Genomic DNA, 19864 nt, shown 5'->3' with positions numbered 1-19864 from the left:
TTGTGATACAATATAGTAAGGATTTTTTGAAATAGAAATAGTTGGAGGAACTATATGCTCTCATGGTTAGCGCGCATTATTAAAGGGATTGTGATTGCTCTTGGATTTATCTTACCGGGAATTTCCGGAGGGGTTCTAGCAGCAATCTTAGGAATTTACGAACGGATGATTGGCTTTCTGGCCCATCCCTTTAAAGACTTTAAAGAAAATGTTTTGTACTTTATTCCAGTTGCGATTGGTATGCTTCTGGGAATCGGCTTATTTTCTTACCCGATTGAATACCTGCTTGAAAACTATCAGGTCTTTGTCTTATGGAGCTTTGCGGGAGCTATTATCGGTACAGTTCCTAGCCTCCTCAAAGAATCAACTCGAGAATCTGACCGAGACAAGATTGATTTAGTTTGGTTCTGGACAACCTTTATCATTTCTGGTTTAGGACTCTATGCCTTAAATTTTGTCGTTGGAACCTTAAGTGCCAGCTTTCTTAATTTGGTCCTAGCAGGTGCACTGCTGGCTCTTGGCGTATTGGTTCCTGGTCTCAGTCCATCAAATCTACTTTTGATTTTGGGTCTCTATGCTCCGATGTTGACTGGTTTTAAAACCTTTGACCTCTTGGGAACCTTCTTCCCGATTGGAATCGGAGCAGGCGCAACTCTCATCGTTTTTTCAAAATTGATGAATTATGCCTTAAACAACTACCACTCACGCGTCTATCATTTCATCATCGGTATCGTCCTATCAAGTACCCTTTTGATCTTGATTCCAAATGCAGGAAATGCTGAAAGTATCCAGTACACCGGTATTTCTCTTGTCGGTTATGTCATCATCGCCTTCTTCTTTGCACTGGGAATCTGGCTTGGTATTTGGATGAGCCAATTGGAGGATAAGTATAAATAATGTCAAAAAAAGTTAAAGTCAAAAAAACATTGGTGGAACAAATCCTGTCCAAAGCAGGTATCCCACATCAGGGGATTCAAATCAATGCCCTGGAAGGAGAGCTTCCTCAAGGCTATGAACGAAATCAGATTTTTAAAACCTTGGCTCTTTTGGGAGACAAGACAGGACCAATCATCGGAATTGTGCCTATCACTCAACATTTGTCGGAAAAGAAACTAGCCAAAATTTCTGGCAATAAAAAAGTCAGCATGATTCCCCAAAAGGACCTTGAGAAAACAACAGGTTACATTCATGGAGCTAATAATCCTGTCGGAATTCGCCAGAAACACAATTACCCCATTTTTATCGATAAAATCGCCCTAGACTTGGATCAAATGATTGTCTCTGCTGGGGAAGTTGGTCACAGTATTATCGTCGCTCCACAAGACTTGGCCAGCTTTGTAAAGGCCGACTTTGCAGATATCTTGGAGGACAGCAAGTAATGAAACTCTACTTTGTCCGCCACGGTCGTACAGTCTGGAACCAAGAGGGACGCTTTCAAGGTGCTAGTGGGGATTCTCCCCTTCTTCCTGAATCCATTGACACCCTAAAACGACTTGGCCAGTATCTCAAGGAAATTCCTTTTAATCAGATTTATTCAAGTGATTTACCTCGAGCGGTCAAATCTGCTGAAATTATCCAAAGTCAACTCCATACGCCCTGTCCTTTAGAAAGTGTTCCTAATATTCGTGAATGGCAGCTGGGGAAGTTGGAAGGTTTGAAAATTGCAACCTTGGAATCTATTTACCCGCAACAAATCAAAGCTTTCCGATCTAATCTTGCTCAATTTGACACTCAAATGTTTGGAGCCGAATCCCTCTATAGCACCACGCAACGGACCATCCAATTTATCAAATCATTAAAAGATAGTCCAGCTGAGCGTATTCTAATTGTCGGACACGGCGCCAATCTTACTGCCAGTCTTCGTACTCTTCTAGGTTATAAAGAACCACTTCTTCGTAAAGATGGCGGTCTAGCAAATGCCAGCCTGACAATTCTAGAAACCCATGATTTTGAAACATTTACTCTCGATACTTGGAATGATACTTCCTATCAATAACAGAACTTGATTATAGCGTCAAGTTCTTTTTAGTTTTGAAAGATTATTCGTGAATTTCTTGCTTATTTATGATAAAATAGGAGTATCGCAAAAAATGACTCATCGTATTCTATTTTGAGTAAAACTAGGAGGATCCCATGTCAACAGAACATATGGAAGAACTAAATGACCAGCAGATCGTTCGCCGTGAAAAAATGGCTGCGCTCCGTGAACAAGGAATCGATCCCTTCGGAAAACGCTTTGAACGTACTGCTAACTCTCAAGAATTAAAAGACAAATATGCTGACCTCGATAAAGAACAATTACATGATAAAAACGAAACAGCTACTATCGCAGGACGCTTGGTAACCAAACGTGGTAAAGGTAAAGTAGGTTTTGCCCACCTTCAAGACCGTGAAGGTCAAATCCAGATCTACGTTCGTAAGGATGCTGTCGGTGAAGAAAACTATGAAATCTTCAAAAAAGCAGACCTTGGTGACTTCCTTGGTGTCGAAGGTGAAGTGATGCGTACAGATATGGGAGAACTCTCTATCAAATCAACCCACATTACACACTTGTCTAAGGCCCTCCGTCCACTTCCAGAGAAATTTCACGGTTTAACAGACGTTGAAACAATTTACCGTAAACGTTACCTTGACTTAATTTCTAACCGTGAAAGCTTTGAGCGTTTTGTCACTCGTTCAAAAATCATCTCTGAAATCCGTCGTTACCTTGATCAAAAAGGATTCCTTGAAGTGGAAACACCTGTTCTTCACAACGAAGCTGGTGGAGCTGCTGCCCGTCCATTTATCACTCACCACAATGCCCAAAACATTGATATGGTGCTTCGTATCGCGACTGAGCTTCACTTAAAACGCCTTATCGTTGGTGGTATGGAACGTGTCTATGAGATCGGCCGTATCTTCCGTAACGAAGGAATGGATGCTACTCATAACCCTGAGTTCACTTCTATCGAAGTTTACCAAGCTTATGCTGACTTCCAAGATATCATGGACTTGACGGAAGGCATTATCCAACACGCTGCTAAATCAGTTAAGGGTGATGGTCCAGTTAACTATCAAGGTACTGAAATCAAGATCAATGAACCATTTAAACGTGTTCACATGGTGGATGCTATCAAAGAAATTACTGGTGTAGATTTCTGGCAAGACATGACTTTCGAGGAAGCCAAAGCTATCGCTGCTGAGAAGAAAGTTCCCGTTGAGAAACACTACACTGAAGTTGGCCATATCATCAATGCCTTCTTTGAAGAGTTTGTTGAAGAAACCTTAATCCAACCAACCTTTGTCTATGGACATCCAGTAGCTGTATCTCCACTTGCTAAGAAGAATCCTGAAGACGAACGCTTTACTGACCGTTTCGAGCTCTTCATCATGACTAAGGAGTACGGTAATGCCTTTACTGAGTTGAACGACCCAATCGACCAGCTTAGCCGTTTTGAAGCCCAAGCTAAAGCCAAAGAACTTGGTGACGACGAAGCGACAGGAATCGACTATGACTACATTGAAGCTCTTGAATACGGTATGCCACCAACAGGTGGTTTGGGAATCGGTATCGACCGTCTCTGCATGCTCCTCACTGATACAACTACTATCCGTGACGTATTGCTCTTCCCAACAATGAAATAATACTCTTAGAAAATCTCTTCAAACCACGTCAGCGTTGCCTTGCCGTACTCAAGTACAGCCTGCGGCTAGCTTCCTAGTTTGCTCTTTGATTTTCATTGAGTATAAGCTCTTATCCTCTGGTACTTACCAGAGGATTTTTTTATAATCAAAAGAAATAGACTGAAGTTTTCACCTCAGTCTATTTTTTATCAAACTTTAGAAAGGAAGTTTCTTTCTTAGTCTTCTTTTTTCTTGCGAGCTACGAGTCCGAATGCACTCAACATTCCAAGAAGTCCAAGACTAGCTAAACCACCCTTATCCTCTGTACCAGTATTTGGCAATTCCTTCTTGTCATTGGCTACGGTTGTTTCAACGGATACTGGTTTAGAATCTGTAGAACTTGTCTGAACTGGAGTAGCTGCTGGTTTTTCAGGACTTATAGGAGTCTCTGGAGAGCTTGGTTGCTCAGAACGAGTTGGGGTAGTTACTTTCTTATAGGTATGAATCACATTGCCATTTTCATCTGTTTTAGTACCAATATATTCATAACCTTCTAAAGTCTTAGGTCCATGACTACCATTTTCTTCTGGAGAAATTTCTTTACCATCACCATCTTGATAACGTGTTACGATATGAATAGTTGAACTACCATTGTTACCTTGACTATTACCATGATTAGATTTAGGTGTTACTTTCACAGGTACTTCTACTGTCACTTTACGTCCATCCGGTAATTCAATCTCAACCGTTACAGATGGCTTATCACCAGGTGTACTTGTTTTTGGAATTTCGCCCACTTTAGTAATCTTCCATCCTTCAGGAAAATCTACATGTTTCTTCACATCATCTTCAGTAATAGGTGTTCCAACTTCAACAACAATCGGAGTTGTTTTCGGAGTAACAATGACAGGAACTTTGACAGTTACACGTTTACCACCTGGTAGTTCAATTACCACTGGTACACTTGGTCTTTCTCCTGGAATATCTGTAGATGGTTTATCTCCAATACTGATAATCTTGCCACCTTCTGGAATCTGAATATGTTTTTCAACATCTTCATTTGTAATTGGATCCCCCAATTTCTTCACAATATCTTTAATTGGAGTTACTTTGACAGGGACTTCAACTTCAATTTGTTTACCATTAGGAAGTTCAATTTTAACTTTGACAGTACCTTTATCTCCTGGAGTATTTACTTTTGGAATTTCACCTACTCCAACAATTTTTCCACCTTCTGGAACCTTCACGTGTTTCTCGATATCTTCTTTTGTTAGCGGAGTATCTGTTACCGGTGTTTCAATTCCAGTAGCTGGTGTTACATTCACAGGAACATCAACAGTAATTGTTTTTCCATTTGGTAATTCTACAGTAACTTTAACTGGAGCTTTCTTACCTGGGGTTGTTAAGTCTGGAATGTTCTCAACATTTGTTACCTTACCACCTTCTGGAATCGTTATTCTCTTAGTGTAATCCTCTGGGGTTAATGGAGTCTTAGTTACTGGTGTTTCAATTCCTTTAACTGGAGTTACATTCACAGGAACCTCTACTGTCGTTGTTTTACCATTTGGTAATTCAACCGTTACCTTAACTGGATCTTTCTTACCTGGAGTTGTCAAGTCTGGAATGTTTTCAACATTTGTGACCTTACCACCTTCTGGAACTTTAACATATTTAGCAATATCCTCTTTTACTAAAGGTGTTTTCGTTATTGGTGTTTCAATTGGTGTAGGCTTAGCTTCTACCACTTTAATCGTTGCTGGAACTTCAACTAATACATTTCCATTTTTATCTTTCACAACTACTGTTACTGGTTTATCTCCAGCGATTGTTGTATCGAACGGTTCAGTTTGTCCATCTGGAACTTTGTATTCAAATGTTGAACCTTCTGGATAATCACTTGGAGTAATACTATCTCTGGCTTGTGGTTTTTCAGTTGGATTTACAGGAATTAATTGTTCTTTACCTTCCACTACTTTAACCTTAGCAGGTACTTCAACAAGTTTATCTTCTCCGTCTTTTGCTTCTACAACAACATCTTTTTCGCCTGGGGTTGTGGTATCTACTGGAGTTTTGTATTTAAATGTTACTCCATCTGGATATTGTTCAGGATCAATACTCTTAGATGCATCTGGTTGTTTGTTTGATTTATCAACTGGCACATATTGTGTCTTAGGTTCAACGACCATCACTTTTGCTGGGACTTTTGCAATAACTTCATCGCCAATCTTCGCTACAACTGTTACATCTTTTTCACCTGGGGTTGTTGTGTCTACTGGAGTTTCGTAAGTAAACTCTGTATCTTTAGGGAAGGCTTTAGGATCAATACTTCCTTCGACAGCTGGTTGTTTTTTATCCTTGTCTACTGGGACAAATTGTGGATAGCTTTCTACAACACGTACAGTTGCAGGTACTTCAACTAATACTTTATCGCCTTGCTTCACAACGACAGTAACTTTCTTGTCCCCTGGTTTAGATGTATCTACTTCTTCTTTGTACTCAAATGTTGCATCATCTGGGTAATCATTCGAATCAATACTATCTTCAGGTGATGGTTGTTTCTTACCTTCATCAACTGGAACGATTTGTGGGTAACCTTGTACAACTTTCACTTTTGTTGGTACTTCAACAAGTGTGTCGTCTCCATCTTTTGCTTCTACAATAACATCTTTTTCTCCTGGTGTTGTTGTATCGACTGGAGTTTTATACTTGAATGTTACTCCATCTGGATATTGTTCAGGGTCAATACTCTTAGATGCATCTGGTTGTTTGTTTGATTTATCGACTGGCACATATTGTGTTTTAGGTTCTACAACCATTACTTTTGCAGGAATTTTCGCAATGACTTCATCTCCAATTTTCGCTACTACTACAACATCTTTTTCTCCTGGTGTTGTTGTGTCTACAGGAGATTCATAACTAAATTCAGTATCTTTAGGGAATGCTTTAGGATCGATACTTCCTACCACATTTGGTTGTTTCTTATCTTTGTCTACTGGTACAAATTGTGGATAACTTTCTACCACACGTACAGTTGCCGGTACTTCTGCAATAGGATTACCATCTTTGTCTTTTACAATGACATTGACTGTATAATCACCAGGTTTTGTAGTATCTACCGGAGTATTTGGATTATATTCAAATGTTGAACCATCTGGATATTCTGTTTTGTCGATACTATTTTCTGGATTTGGTTGTTTATTGTTTTCATCCACTGGAACGATTTGAGGAACTCCCTCTACAACAGTTACTGGAACTTTAACAACGGTTGTTTTTTCTTCCCCATCAACAGTGTACTTCACAGTAACATTTACATCAGTATCATCTGACAAATCTGGATTTTCTACATTTTCATCAATACTTACATTTGTAACATTTGCTGGAAGTTTTCCTTTAAATGTACCATCTGCAATAGCTTCTTTCGCCTTAGCAAGAACTTTTTCTTTTGCTTTTTCCTTGTCGCTATCTTTAGCAACAATTAGACCTTTCGGTGTTGGTTTTGGAAGAACTATTACTTTAACTATTACTGGTTCTGTTAAAGTTGCTCCATTTTGATCCGTATAAGTTACTGGTACAGTTACTTCTTTCACACCTGGGTTTGCAGTAATATCTTTTGCTAAATCTGTAGGCTCACCCTTCGTTCCTTTTTCCCCTGAAGTAACAGCATCTGTAATATCTTTAGCTGTAATTTCATCTCCTTCAAATACAACTTTAGATGTCGGAGTTGAACCAACTACATTTACAGGAACGTCGACGTCAACTGAAATGTCATCAATAACTTTTCCAGTAGCCTTATCTCTATATTTAACAGTTACTGACACTGGAGTTTGTTGTCCATTTTTATCAGTTTTTGGAGTTACAATAGCGTCATCTGTTATGAATGGAGCTACCCCTTCAGGAACATTTGTTAGTCCAGTAATTGCTTTATTAACGTTTGCTCTAATAGCATCGATTAATTTCTCGTTTGGTGTACCGTTTAAAACTGTAATGCCTTTTGGTTCTGGTTTTGGTAATACTGTTACAGGGACATTTACAGTTTCATCTCCTGTTGGATACGTTACTGTAGTTGGAACAGTTATATCCGTTACTCCTGCTTTACCTGTTGTTTCTGGTAAATCAGTTGCTTTTGGTTCATTTACCTTTCCTCCAGTACCCGGTGTTACAGCATCTTTTACTTTGTTTGCATCTGGTTTTGTTCCTTCTACAGTGTAGACTGGTTTTGTTTCTGAACCTAATACGTTAATCGTTACTGGTACTGTTGTAGGGTATTCTGTTCCATCTACTGTATAAGTAGCTGGTACATTTACAACACCTTTGTTTGTACCTTTTTCATTTGTTAGAGTTGCTGCTACGGCTTCTGTTATATCACCAACTGTAACTGTTGCTCCTGTTGGTAATTTCCCAGTGAAGTCTGTTGCTTTTGTTAAAGTTTGTGCTTTTGCTTTAGCAACTTCTTTAACTTTATCTACTGAAGCTCCTTTATGAACTTGTACTTCACCAGTTGCTTTTGGTAATACCAACACAGGAACTGTTACTGTTTCATTAATATTTGTACCATTTGAATCATGAGTTACCGTTGTTGGAATTTTTAATCCTGCTTCTCCAGCTTTTCCTGTTGTATTAATCACATCTGCTTCGTTAGGATTATTTACTACCCCTAGATTATTATCAATAGTAGCAGGCTTAACTGAAGATTTAACCTCTTCATTTGTAATCTTATCACCTTCAAATACTACTAACTTATCTGTAGTTGATTTTACAACACTAACTTCGATATCTACAGTATTTTTATAATTTTTTCCATCTCGACTATGAACTACTGGCACTTTTATAACACCGGCATTCTCTTTCGCTACGTCAGTAGCAACAACTCCCGTAGACGTTCCTTGATCATCTAGAGTAGCCTTAGCATTAGTTTCATCCAGTTTTCTCTTGTATTCTTCTGATTCAATCTTTTCTTTCGCTTTTGATTTAGATAGCTCCTTGATCTTATCTAAACTAGTTCCGACTGGAACAGTTATAGAGCTATTTCCTGTCATAGAATCAATATAAATACTACGATTATATTTATAGTCAGGATTATCGGAAGTGTTTAAACTATTAGCTCTAAAATTTTCTGGTAGATTATATCTATTAGCATCTGGTGCAAATCCGTATGGATATATAGCATTTCCTAAAGCATCTTTTCCTCCAAAACCATTCTGTCCTGTAATTTTGAAAGTTGCTTTACCTACATAATCAGGAGTTACTATAAATGGAATTTTTACAGTATCTGTTTTTCCAGTCTTAGGTTCTATTTTTCTATTTGGAATATTAATCTCAAAAGTTAACTCTCTCGTTTGCTTATCATATCTAAAATTTGTAGTATAACTAGGTGCAAATACTGCAAAACCATTAGCCTCATTTAAATCTTGACCTTGAATAGTTCCTAATTTCACTCCTTGAGGAACTGTTACTGTTACCTTATACTTAGTATCACGAGAAACATCTAACCCACCTCCATTACTCAGTGTAACTTCAAGAGTACCTGCTTGTTCATTTTTATAAATAGTATCGTCTGTAAATCCATAGGCTTTTTTATCTCTACCGGATACAATAGTCGTTGTTAAAGATAGCGCGGGTCCTGTTGTTAATCCTAATCCAGCAACAATATATCCATCTTCTACTTCGCCACCTAAATTCGAACCGGTTGGTTGATCTGCTGCTTCAATAAAGACACGTACCTTTGTAGTACCCTTTGGAATTTGAATAACTCTACGAAGAGCACTAACACCTCTATTACCACTACCTGGACTAAGAAGAAATTCCGTATCTGGTGCTTTTTTATCTTCTCTTTTTAGTTCCGATAGAGGAGTTCCTGTGTATGCATCAACAACTTTTAGCTTAACTTTTTCCCCTGTTGAAGCCAGAGCAAGTTTCCCATATGCACCTGCGTATAATAAATGTGCATATAGATGTGAATTGGGGTTGACATCAAAATCTTTGTAAATTGTAGTGCCTTGTTTTCTTAATTCCAAATAAAAATCTTTATTTACAGTACCACTTCCCGCTTCTGGCGCTTCAAATTTTGGAGTTGTAATCATGGTATTAAGTAATTTACCACTAGCATTAGGTGCGCCTTGTCCATCTATATTTGCCTTGCCATTATTATCGTATACTTTTGCAGAGTTAGGATTATATTCCTTCTCTGTAACACCACTTTGACGTTTAATATCAGTTGGCTGTTCTGGTTTAACAAGTGTTACAGTATTTTTCCCTGGTTTATCTACTATTTTCCAGCCATCTAATGCACCGGCACTAGCATCACTAACTGAAATATTTTTTTCTTTCCAATGATATTTTGCAGAACCTAGAATTGTCCCTGACAATCCATTTCTTTGATTTTCAACAACTTTTTCATGCGAGTCAGACCCTGAAAAATCAGGAGTTCCAAAAGTATTATTTAAATTACTAATTATAGCATTTGTCGGATTATTCCCATAATTTGCTAAGTGATTATTCGCAGGTGCTCCCCAGTCCAATTTTTTAGCTTGATATAGTTTTAATAAATCAACTTTTGCTTTTAACTCTTGTAAAAGAGCATGCTTTTCTTTTTCTGTTGTCGGGATATTATCTCCTTTAATTTTAACAGCTTGTGCAGACTCTTTTACCTGTGTTAGGATTTCTATAAATCCCTTATCTTTTTCACCTTCTCTTTTAGCATTTTCAGCTGAGATTAAAGCTTCAACTTTTGCGATTTCTGCCTCTAATTTAGAAGCTTTTTGTGTAATATCATTTGTATTTACAGCAACAGGATTTTCAGTGCCATCTGCAACCGTACCTGTATCTCTAAACCCACTCTCACCTTTTCCTGGAATCTCTTTTCCGTTTCGTGGATCTTGGTTTTTATTTACTTTTTCTTCTTCAGTTGTGTCTGATTTGATACTGTTTAGAATGCTAAGGTTACTTGAAAGTTGTGTAGCAAGTGCATCTACTTTAGCCTGTGTTTTTTCATCATCGTTTAGAAGCTCTTTTACTTTATGAACCAAATTTTTAGCATCATCAATGACTGATTTTGTTTTCTTACCTTCGGTTAACTGACTTAATCGACTTTCAACTTTAGCCACTAAATCTTCTAACGATGCGGTATTAATATCAGCTTTTTCTGTCACTACAGTTGGAGTTTCAACTTCACTGGCTTGTTTGTCAGTAGCAGATTCTTTTACAGAAGTATTATTTTGTCCCTCGGCCACTTTAGCAGTAGCAGATACTTGTCCAGCAACTTCCTTAGAGGGGTCTGGGGACTTACCATTTAGATTTTGAACTTCTGTAGACTCTGGATTAGTTACTGGTTCAGCTGCTTGGACGCTTCCTCCACCAAGGAAAAACAAGCCAGTAGCTACAGCCACACTAGCCGCACCAAAACTAACCTTACGGATACTGTAACGTGTGAATTTCTCCACTTGCGATTGGCGAACATGACGCACTTTGGGTTTAAACATTTTCTTACTCCTTTTTCCCGATAACTATCGGTTAATATACTTAAGGAAGCTAAATAAAAAGCCCCCCCTAAAATATTTTTGTATATTTTAAAAGGTTATAATTTATTATACTCTTTTTAAAACAACAAATCAAGCAATTTCAGGTAAAGTCGCTACAGTAATTTCATAAACTCTTATTTGTGGTAATCCCTTACAAAAAATAAAATTTATATTACTTTAGAGATTTTCTATATTATTTGATTGTTAATATAATTTGATTTCAAAAAGAGATTTTCTGATATTTTTTATTACGTCTTCATTGAGTTTTAGCTATAGATAAGGGATTACAGAATGAAGCTAGATGCACAAGATCTACCCAAAATAGCTAAAAAATTTAGAAGTTGCTATAGCTTTATAAAATAAAATCTATAAAAAAACAAAACCCAGTTTTAAAAACAAAACTAGGCTTGCTATTGATTTTATTTTCCTTCTTTTACTTCTTTGGTTGCTACATCTTCTCCAAACCATTTTTGGCTGATTTTCTGGAACTTCCCTTCTTGGTAAAGTTCGATTAAGGCCTGGTTTAATGCTGTTAATAATCTTTTATCAGCTGGCCTAACTCCGACTGCAAAAGATTCACTCTCAAATCCAGCCGAAAAGACATTGTAGTCATTTAATATCCCCTCAGACTGAAGATAGTAATTAGCATACACTCGGTCAATCAACAAGGCATCAATTCGATCATTTTTCAAGTCAATCAAGGCTTCATTGAAACTCTGGTACTGATTGGCCTTCTGGTCTTTGACACGACTTTTCAGCAAATCTGGCTGAGCTTCAAAATCTAAATAACCAGAGGAACCGGCTTGCGCTCCCAAGGTCTTATCCTTCATATCCTCTACCGAATGAATCTGCTGGCTTTTCTTCGCGACTAAAACCTGCTGATTTTCCATATATGGAATGCTAAAGGCAACCTTTTCTCGGCGTTCATCAGTGGCAGAATAGCCATTCCAGATGGCATCAATGGTCCCATTTTGCAGTTCCGTCTCCTTCATATCCCAGTCGATTGGTTGAAATTGAACCTTAAAACCTAATTTTTCAGAAACTGCTTGTGCTAAGTCAATATCAAAGCCCGTATATTGGCCATTCTTTTCCTCAAATCCCATGGGTACAAAGGTATTATCAAAACCAATGGTTATACTGCCTTGCTCTTGATACTTATTCCAGTTATCCTGCTTTGGATCGCTAGCCTTCTGAGTACAAGCTGTTAAAAAGAGAGTCAGAAGCGAAACCAACACTAAAGCAATTTTCTTATTAGTCATTGGCACCTCCTACTTGGACTCAACCTTGAGAATCTGATCTGCGATATTTTCAGCGAATTGTAAATCGTGGGTAACCACAATCTGCGTCATCCCAAGTTCCCTATTTTGCAAGATCAATTTTTCCACTTCCAAGCGCAATTCTGGATCTAGGGCAGAAGTTGGTTCATCGTAGCCAATGATTTCTGGATCAATCATCATAGCACGCGCCAAGGCCACACGTTGCTTTTGCCCACCTGATAATGAGAATGGATAGGCGTCTGTGTGCCCTGCCAGTCCCAATTGCTCCAAGAGACCTCGCGCCTTCTGCTCAGCCTCATCCTGCTTCATTCCCATGGTTTTCACAGGAGATAAGGTCAAATTGTCTAAAACTGATAAATGAGGGAAAAGTTGAAAATCTTGGAATACAAATCCCAGTAGATTGCGCTTCTCCAGTTCATCCAATTCTAATGATTCTCCATTATAAAAGATTTGCCCTGAATCAATGGTTTCAAGACCCGCAAGCATACGTAAGAGAGTTGTCTTACCTCCACCAGAAGGCCCAACGATAGCCAGGATTTGTTTTTCAGGAATGCTTAGACTGAAATTGGACAAAATTTGCTTTTCACCAAAACCCTTATTGATATTTCGTAATTCTAACATGGCAGCCTCCTATCTATAGTAACTGTACTTCTTCTCAACTTTTTTGGCAAGAATGGTCACAATACCAATCAAAATCAAGTAAATGGCTCCTGCCAAGAACATGGGAACCAGACTGGCGTCACGGTTGGCAGCTGTTCGACTAGCCAAGATAAGGTCTGAAATTCCGAGAGCATAGACCAAAGAAGTATCCTTGACCAAACTCATAACTTCATTAAAGACACTAGGAAGAACGATTTTGGTCACTTGGGGCAAGATAATATAGCGCACTGTGTCAAAAGGGCTAAACTTCAAGACCTTGGCAGCCTCATACTGTCCTCTTTGAATAGTGTCAATTCCCCCACGGAAAATTTCTGCAAAGTAAGCTGCATAGTTGAGAACAAAGGCAATAATAGCAGCAGGAAGGCGATCTAAACGAATCCCAATACTTGGGAGCACATAATAAATAAAAATCAGTTGCAAGAGTAAGGGGGTTCCTCGCATAACCCAGATGTAAATGTTAATCAGATAATGGAGGGGCTTCCAATGGACTTGCAAGGCAAAGGCAATCAAAACGCCCAAGGGAATCGAAAATAGCAAGACCAGTGCAAAGACCTGTACAGTCGTGCTCGCACCATTCAGTAAACTCGGTAATATCTCAAATAAATAAGACATACTGCACCTCCTAAAAGTAATTGTTCCTATTATAGCATGAATAAACAAAATAACCAACCATTTTTGTAAAAAAATTCTTTTTAATAGAAAAAATACAGTGTCTTGAAGCTAGAATAGGACAACACGACTTATAAAGCCTTGTTAGAAATTTGATTTGAATTCCCTAGTCTATTTGTTGATATTCTATTTCAATATATTATACTTTATAAATAAAAAGAAAGGACAAATTTTGCCCTTTCTCGATCTTAGCTTCTATTTGTTACAGTTAACTTGACTGATAATTGGAGTTTTATCTTACGTATTTAAGATGGATTGTCTTTTTTAATTCGTGCCAATCTCAGAGCACGATTTGGATTGAGACGATTAAACAGTTCTTCCAATTTCTTTTCATTCCAAACATCTGCGGCGGAAACGAAATTGCCATCCGCATCTCGGAAAGATATCGGTTTATCTCCCATACCAGTCTCCTAGTCTACAAATTCAAACTCAAATTTACCAATGCGAACCAAGTCACCATCTTTAGCACCACGCGCACGAAGAGCTTCATCAACTCCCATACCACGAAGCTGACGGGCAAATTTCATGACCGATTCGTCACGATCAAAGTTGGTCATATTAAAGAGTTTCATGAGTTTTTCACCAGAAAGTACCCATGTCGCATCGTCATCACGACTAATTTCAAAGGCTTTTTCTTCCTCATCAAATCCATAGTAAGCTTCTTCTTCCATATCTGACTCGTCGTAGAGCAAGAATTCTGGTGTCTTGTCTAACAATTCAGCTGTAGCATCCAAAAGCGTTGCCAAACCTTGCTTGGTCAATCCAGATATTGGGAAAATAGCTGGTAACTCTTCAAATTCATCGTAGTTTTCAGCTAATTTCTTCTTGAAAACTTCAAGATTTTCCTGACTCTCAGGCATGTCCATCTTATTGGCTACAATGATCTGTGGACGCTCCATGAGACGAAGATTGTATGACTCCAGCTCCTTATTGATAGCTAAGTAGTCCTCATAAGGATCACGGCCTTCGCTAGCTGACATATCAATAATATGAAGGATGACACGGGTACGCTCGATGTGACGGAGGAACTGAGTTCCCAAACCAACACCTTGACTAGCCCCTTCAATCAAACCTGGCAAGTCGGCTACTGCAAAGGATTCACCTGATTGGGTGCGAACCATACCTAAATTTGGCACAATTGTCGTAAAGTGGTAGGCTCCAATTTTAGGTTTAGCTGAGGTAATAACACTGAGCAGAGTTGATTTCCCAACCGATGGGAAACCAACCAAACCAACATCTGCCAAGATTTTTAGTTCTAATTGTAACTCACGTTCCTGACCTGGCTCTCCATTTTCAGAGATTTCCGGTGCAGGATTTTTGGGTGTCGCAAAGCGGATATTCCCACGTCCACCACGACCACCGTGGGCTACAATAAATTCTTGCCCATGTTCAATCAAATCTGTCAAGACCTTACCAGTCTCTGCATCACGGACAGTCGTACCTTGTGGCACTCGAACTCTAAGATCCTCAGCACCACGTCCATGCATTCCTTTGGTCATTCCTTTTTCACCGGAATCAGCCTTGAAATGACGATTGTAGCGGAAATCCATCAAGGTACGTAGTCCTTCGTCTACAACGAAGACCACATTGCCTCCACGGCCACCGTCACCACCCCAAGGACCGCCATTAGGGACATATTTTTCACGACGAAAGGCAACCATGCCATCGCCACCATTACCAGCCTTGACCTTAATCTTGGCTGTATCTAAAAACATACTCATTTTTTCTTCTCACTTTAAAAAAGGGCTGGGAAATCCCAGTCACTAAATTTTCTTGAATCTATTTTATAGATTACTGAGGGCACCAATTGCAGTTGCAAAAATTCCCAATAAACTTGCTACTAGCATGATAATCACGATAAACAAGGTTATTTTCTCAAACATAGTTTTTTTACGATTTCCATTATCTCCAAATGCCATTTTTTTCTCCTTCGTTACATTCTATTTTCTATTATCTTAGCATGAATTGAGCTAGTTTTCAATAGTCAGTTGCTACAGGTGCGATAATCCATAAAATGATATAAGCTACAATTCCCGCTCCGTAACAGCAAGCAAAAACACCCCATATTACGCGAACGATAGTTGGATCCATATCAAGATAATGGGCCACTCCGGCACAAACACCCGCAATCTTTTTGTCATGCCCACTTCTCATTAATTGTTTTTTCATAGCTGTTCCTCTTTCTATTCTTCATGGTCTTTCCAATAATCTCTTATGCTGATTAACTGTGTTTTTGAAGCCTTCAGCATGCGTCTAGAGCCTTTTACCGGTACAGCGACCACCTTTTGCGGTAGATACAAAACTGTCTTAAAGATACGCTGACTAACCGTATCATCTTTAGCCAAATCTTTCTGGAAGTTATTTGAAATAATGGCATCCAGATAAAACTCATGCACTCGTTTTCCAAAGTTCTCAGCTGAAATCTCATACAATTTCTCTGATAAGGTATGCTCATTCATATCTGGCGTTGCAATCAGGGCTTCCAAAATAGCACCAGCCAAATCATGTTCTCCATAGTACAAGGTTCCAAACATTTTATCACTGATCAGATTGTCCAGATAAGAATTTCCATGAGCAATGACAGGCGTCCCACTGGCTAAGCTTTCCAAGTAGGTCAAGCCTTGGGTTTCGCTTGTCGATGCCGAGATGAAGAAATCCGCTGCCTTATAGTAAAGAGCCGTCTCACTGGGAGCAATCATCCCTGTAAAGATGACCGAGTCTTGAATCTCTAGTTTCTTGGCTTGCTCTTTAAGGTCATCCAGATAAGGACCATCCCCAGCTACCACCAGTTTAACCTTATCTTCCTCTCTCAGAACTTCTGCAAAGGCTGCTAATACTGCCTGAATATTTTTTTCATAGGAAACTCTGGAAAGGCTCAGCAACATCTGTTCATCATCTTGAATCCCTAATTTACTACGTAGTTCTTTCAAATTTTCCTGCTTGATTTCTGGACGCTCAAACTTAGCTAATTCAATTCCAGTTGGAATGACCCGCTTTTCAACCTTAACCTTATAGTCAGATAGCAAGTCACGGACAATCTCACTCGGGCAAATAACCCCATCCACATCATGCAGGAAACCTCTGACCAGGTACTTGACCATGCTAGGACGAATCAACATCCCCTTAGCAATATAATGCACATAGTCTTCGTACTGGGTGTGATAGGTATGGATGACTGGAATTTTTAATTCTCGCGCAATCCAAATCCCCAACAAGCCAAGAGAAAATTCTGTCTGAGTATGGATGATATCCAGCTGATACTGCTTGGCAATTTCAAGTGCCTTGCTGAAACCTCGATAGGCAAAGCGGCGATCCTTAAAAGCAAAAAAGGGAACACTTGGAATGCGGATAATTTGCCAATCTTCATAACGATTGACATCCTTATCTGTCGTCGTAAAGATAAAAACAGCATGTCCCTGCTTTTCAAGTTCTGTTTTTAAGGTTCGAATACTGGTCGCAACACCTGAAACCTGAGGAAAATAGGTATCTGTAAATAAACCAATTCGCATAGATTACCTCACTTTTTACTTTCTCCCTAAAGCGGCTTGTTTCTCATAAAAGTCCAACCAGATTTGCAACAGATGATCTTCAGAATACTCTCTGGAAATATTCTTAGCTTTTTCTTTGAGGTCTTTTAAAGCAACAGGATTCGCTTGATATTCCAGAATAGCTTCTTTCATCTCTTCTCTATCTGCTGTCGCCCGATAATTTCCCTCCAAAATCACCTTATAGAGATCCAAATCACGTAACATAATAGGAGCCTCACAACTGGCAGCTTCTAGGATAGTCATAGGAAAGAGCTCATTGTAACTAGGTAACAAGAAAAGATCCGCTAGGGCATACAATTCGCGCATACGCTCTGGTGAGACAATTCCTGGAAAAATCAAATTTTTAGGAGGATTTTCCATCATTTTCTTGTAGCGTTCATAACCATCTGTCATGCCACCAAAAGAGAAACCACCGGCCCAGATAAAGGTAATCTGAGGCAATTCCTCAGCCAAACGGATAAAGTCATCAATCCCTTTACGTTTCTGAACTTGACCAGCACCTACTACGATAAACTGATTATCACTAAGACCTAGCTCTGTTCGCAATCTGACTACCTCTTCTTGTGTAAGGGGATGCCATTTTTCCTTGTTGACAAAGTTAGGAATATAGGTCACTTTTTTACGTGGAATACCAGCTGCCACCAAATCCTCGATAAACATCGGATTTACCACAACCAAGTGCTCCATCCGGTTGTAAAAAGAAAATACATAGCGTTTAACAATTCCCTTTAAGAAAAATGGAATCTTCAAACTTCCCTCAAGTGTATCAGGCAAGAAATGCACATAGCCAATTTTTCTCCCTGAGCGTTTCTTTTGGAATGTTGATAAATAATAGGGGAAATCAATTGTATGAAAGTGAGTCACATCTGCCTCTATTGGAAGATTTTCTGTAACAATCAATTGGTCCTTGGCATCACGGTGAAGAAGACGAACTAATTCACGGTAAGCACCTGAAACTCCTTGTCCTGCTACTTTCTCACTTGAACTCAACATATTGATGCATAATTTCTTTTTTTCCATAACTACTATTATATCATTTTCTTTGAATAAAATCAGCAAAAGAAAGGAGAGACTAGAGGAAAAGAGGGGAAATTTCCTCCGCTTTCCAAGGGTCTCTCACATGCTTTTATATGTTTACTTAATGCCTAGGGCAATGCGTGCATAGCGACTCATTTTTTCAACGGTCCAGGCTGGATACCAAACCAATTTAACTTCGGTATCCGTTACTTCTGGTACCTCTGTCATGGCATCATAAATCTGATCCGTCAAAAGGTCGGCTAGGGGACAACCCATGGTTGTCAAAGTCATATCAATCTCTGTTTGCCCTGTGTCACCGTCAAAACGAATCTCGTAGATCAAACCAAGATTGACAATATCGATTCCCAACTCAGGGTCGATGACTTCTTCCAAGGCTGTTAAAATCCGTGTTTTGATATTTTCAATTTGCTCTTCTGTATAAGCCATATTCATCCTCACTCTTAGTCTTCAATAAAATCACGAAGCGGTTTGCTGCGACTTGGTTGGCGTAATTTTCTCAAAGCTTTAGCTTCAATCTGACGGATACGCTCGCGGGTTACGTTAAAGACTTTACCCACATCTTCAAGGGTGCGCATTTTTCCATCATCTAATCCAAAACGTAGACGCAAAACATTTTCTTCACGGTCTGTAAGAGTATCCAAGACCTCATCCAACTGCTCACGCAAGACGATACGAGTTGTATAATCAACTGGATTTTCAATCACTTCATCTTCAATAAAGTCCCCAAGGTGGCTATCATCCTCTTCACCAATAGGAGTTTCAAGGGATACCGGTTCTTGGGCAATCTTCAAGATTTCACGAACCTTGTCAGGGGTCATATCCATTCGTTCAGCAATCTGTTCTGGTGTCGGATCTTGTCCCAATTCTTGAAGGAGATTCCGCTGTTCACGAACCAATTTATTGATAGTTTCAACCATGTGAACTGGGATACGGATAGTACGAGCTTGATCCGCAATAGCACGAGTGATAGCCTGACGAATCCACCAAGTTGCGTAAGTTGAAAACTTGAACCCTTTAGAATAGTCAAACTTGTCAACAGCCTTCATCAAGCCCATGTTCCCTTCTTGAATCAAGTCAAGAAACTGCATACCACGGCCGACATAGCGTTTAGCAATAGAAACAACCAAACGAAGGTTGGCTTCCGCAAGACGTTGTTTGGCTTCTATATCACCAGCTTCAACCGCTAGTGCCAATTCTTTTTCCTCTTCATTGGTCAAGAGAGGAACGACCCCGATTTCTTTCAAGTACATACGGACAGGGTCATTGACCTTAGCCGAAGTTGAACCAATCAAGTCCTCATCGCTGAGTTCTGGTTCTTCTTCAGTGCTAAGAACACGCGCACTCGGATTTCCTTCGTTATCTGTGATAGAAATTCCCGCATCCTGAATCCGTTGCAAGAGATCTTCAATTCCATCAGCGTCCAAGGTAAAAGGAATAACCAGACTTGCGTTGATTTCATCATCTGTTGCTGTCCCTTTTTGCTTATGATTACGGATAAATTCTGCTACTTGTACATCAAATGTTGTTACTTCTTTTTGTTTTGTTGCCATTA

The 19864-nt window shown here is 39.2% G+C and carries 16 protein-coding genes; 4 read left to right on the top strand and 12 right to left on the bottom strand.

Annotated elements, in window-relative coordinates; translation table 11 throughout:
- Window positions 1-54: 54 nt before the first annotated feature.
- The 4 genes from HT724_RS07095 to lysS all read left to right on the top strand — a co-directional run bounded on the left by HT724_RS07095 (window position 55) and on the right by lysS (window position 3624).
- Window positions 55-897 carry a DUF368 domain-containing protein gene (locus HT724_RS07095; protein ID WP_173275836.1) on the top strand — a complete coding sequence of 281 codons (843 nt, stop codon included), beginning with the start codon at window positions 55-57 and terminating at the stop codon, window positions 895-897.
- Window positions 897-1379, top strand: a complete 483-nt coding sequence (locus HT724_RS07090; protein WP_173275833.1) for an aminoacyl-tRNA deacylase — start codon at window positions 897-899, stop codon at window positions 1377-1379. Before HT724_RS07095 ends, HT724_RS07090 begins: the two co-directional genes overlap by 1 nt.
- Complete coding sequence (locus HT724_RS07085; protein WP_173275830.1) at window positions 1379-1996, top strand: histidine phosphatase family protein; 618 nt, start codon at window positions 1379-1381, stop codon at window positions 1994-1996. Before HT724_RS07090 ends, HT724_RS07085 begins: the two co-directional genes overlap by 1 nt.
- 137 nt (window positions 1997-2133) lie before the next feature.
- A complete protein-coding gene (lysS, locus tag HT724_RS07080) occupies window positions 2134-3624 on the top strand; it encodes a lysine--tRNA ligase (protein ID WP_173275827.1) in 1491 nt (496 codons plus the stop codon).
- A gap of 215 nt (window positions 3625-3839) precedes the next feature.
- Here lysS and HT724_RS07075 read toward each other — a convergent pair whose 3' ends face one another.
- From HT724_RS07075 to rpoD, 12 genes are all read right to left on the bottom strand, one after another.
- The gene (locus HT724_RS07075; protein ID WP_173275824.1) at window positions 3840-11081 is read right to left on the bottom strand and encodes a Rib/alpha-like domain-containing protein; all 7242 of its coding nucleotides are present in this window, start codon (window positions 11079-11081) and stop codon (window positions 3840-3842) included.
- A 458-nt stretch (window positions 11082-11539) separates the two neighbouring features.
- Window positions 11540-12379: an amino acid ABC transporter substrate-binding protein gene (locus HT724_RS07070; RefSeq protein WP_173275808.1), complete on the bottom strand. Its 840-nt coding sequence runs from the start codon at window positions 12377-12379 to the stop codon at window positions 11540-11542.
- A 9-nt stretch (window positions 12380-12388) separates the two neighbouring features.
- Complete coding sequence (locus tag HT724_RS07065; RefSeq protein WP_173275805.1) at window positions 12389-13018, bottom strand: amino acid ABC transporter ATP-binding protein; 630 nt, start codon at window positions 13016-13018, stop codon at window positions 12389-12391.
- 9 nt (window positions 13019-13027) lie between these two features.
- The gene (locus HT724_RS07060) at window positions 13028-13669 is read right to left on the bottom strand and encodes an amino acid ABC transporter permease (protein WP_173275802.1); all 642 of its coding nucleotides are present in this window, start codon (window positions 13667-13669) and stop codon (window positions 13028-13030) included.
- A gap of 302 nt (window positions 13670-13971) precedes the next feature.
- A complete protein-coding gene (locus HT724_RS07055) occupies window positions 13972-14127 on the bottom strand; it encodes a hypothetical protein (RefSeq protein WP_173226458.1) in 156 nt (51 codons plus the stop codon).
- Window positions 14128-14136: 9 nt separating this feature from the next.
- A complete protein-coding gene (gene obgE, locus HT724_RS07050) occupies window positions 14137-15447 on the bottom strand; it encodes a GTPase ObgE (RefSeq protein WP_173275799.1) in 1311 nt (436 codons plus the stop codon).
- A gap of 63 nt (window positions 15448-15510) precedes the next feature.
- Window positions 15511-15645, bottom strand: a complete 135-nt coding sequence (locus HT724_RS07045) for a DUF4044 domain-containing protein (RefSeq protein WP_000863859.1) — start codon at window positions 15643-15645, stop codon at window positions 15511-15513.
- Window positions 15646-15703: 58 nt separating this feature from the next.
- Window positions 15704-15880 carry a PspC domain-containing protein gene (locus HT724_RS07040; RefSeq protein WP_173218387.1) on the bottom strand — a complete coding sequence of 59 codons (177 nt, stop codon included), beginning with the start codon at window positions 15878-15880 and terminating at the stop codon, window positions 15704-15706.
- 29 nt (window positions 15881-15909) lie between these two features.
- Window positions 15910-17235: a glycosyltransferase family 4 protein gene (locus HT724_RS07035; RefSeq protein WP_173275796.1), complete on the bottom strand. Its 1326-nt coding sequence runs from the start codon at window positions 17233-17235 to the stop codon at window positions 15910-15912.
- 15 nt (window positions 17236-17250) lie between these two features.
- Window positions 17251-18294, bottom strand: coding sequence for an alpha-galactosylglucosyldiacylglycerol synthase (cpoA, locus tag HT724_RS07030; protein WP_173275793.1), 1044 nt, complete (start codon window positions 18292-18294; stop codon window positions 17251-17253).
- Between the two features lie 114 nt (window positions 18295-18408).
- The gene (locus HT724_RS07025) at window positions 18409-18738 is read right to left on the bottom strand and encodes a metal-sulfur cluster assembly factor (RefSeq protein WP_000331929.1); all 330 of its coding nucleotides are present in this window, start codon (window positions 18736-18738) and stop codon (window positions 18409-18411) included.
- A gap of 14 nt (window positions 18739-18752) precedes the next feature.
- Window positions 18753-19862, bottom strand: coding sequence for an RNA polymerase sigma factor RpoD (rpoD, locus tag HT724_RS07020; RefSeq protein WP_000201903.1), 1110 nt, complete (start codon window positions 19860-19862; stop codon window positions 18753-18755).
- Window positions 19863-19864 lie beyond the last annotated feature (2 nt).

It is taken from the genome of Streptococcus sp. k-402, from assembly GCF_013277515.1.
GTDB lineage: Bacteria > Bacillota > Bacilli > Lactobacillales > Streptococcaceae > Streptococcus.
Note: the sequence above shows the minus strand (reverse complement) of the source record. Positions and strands in the feature narration are given on the sequence as shown.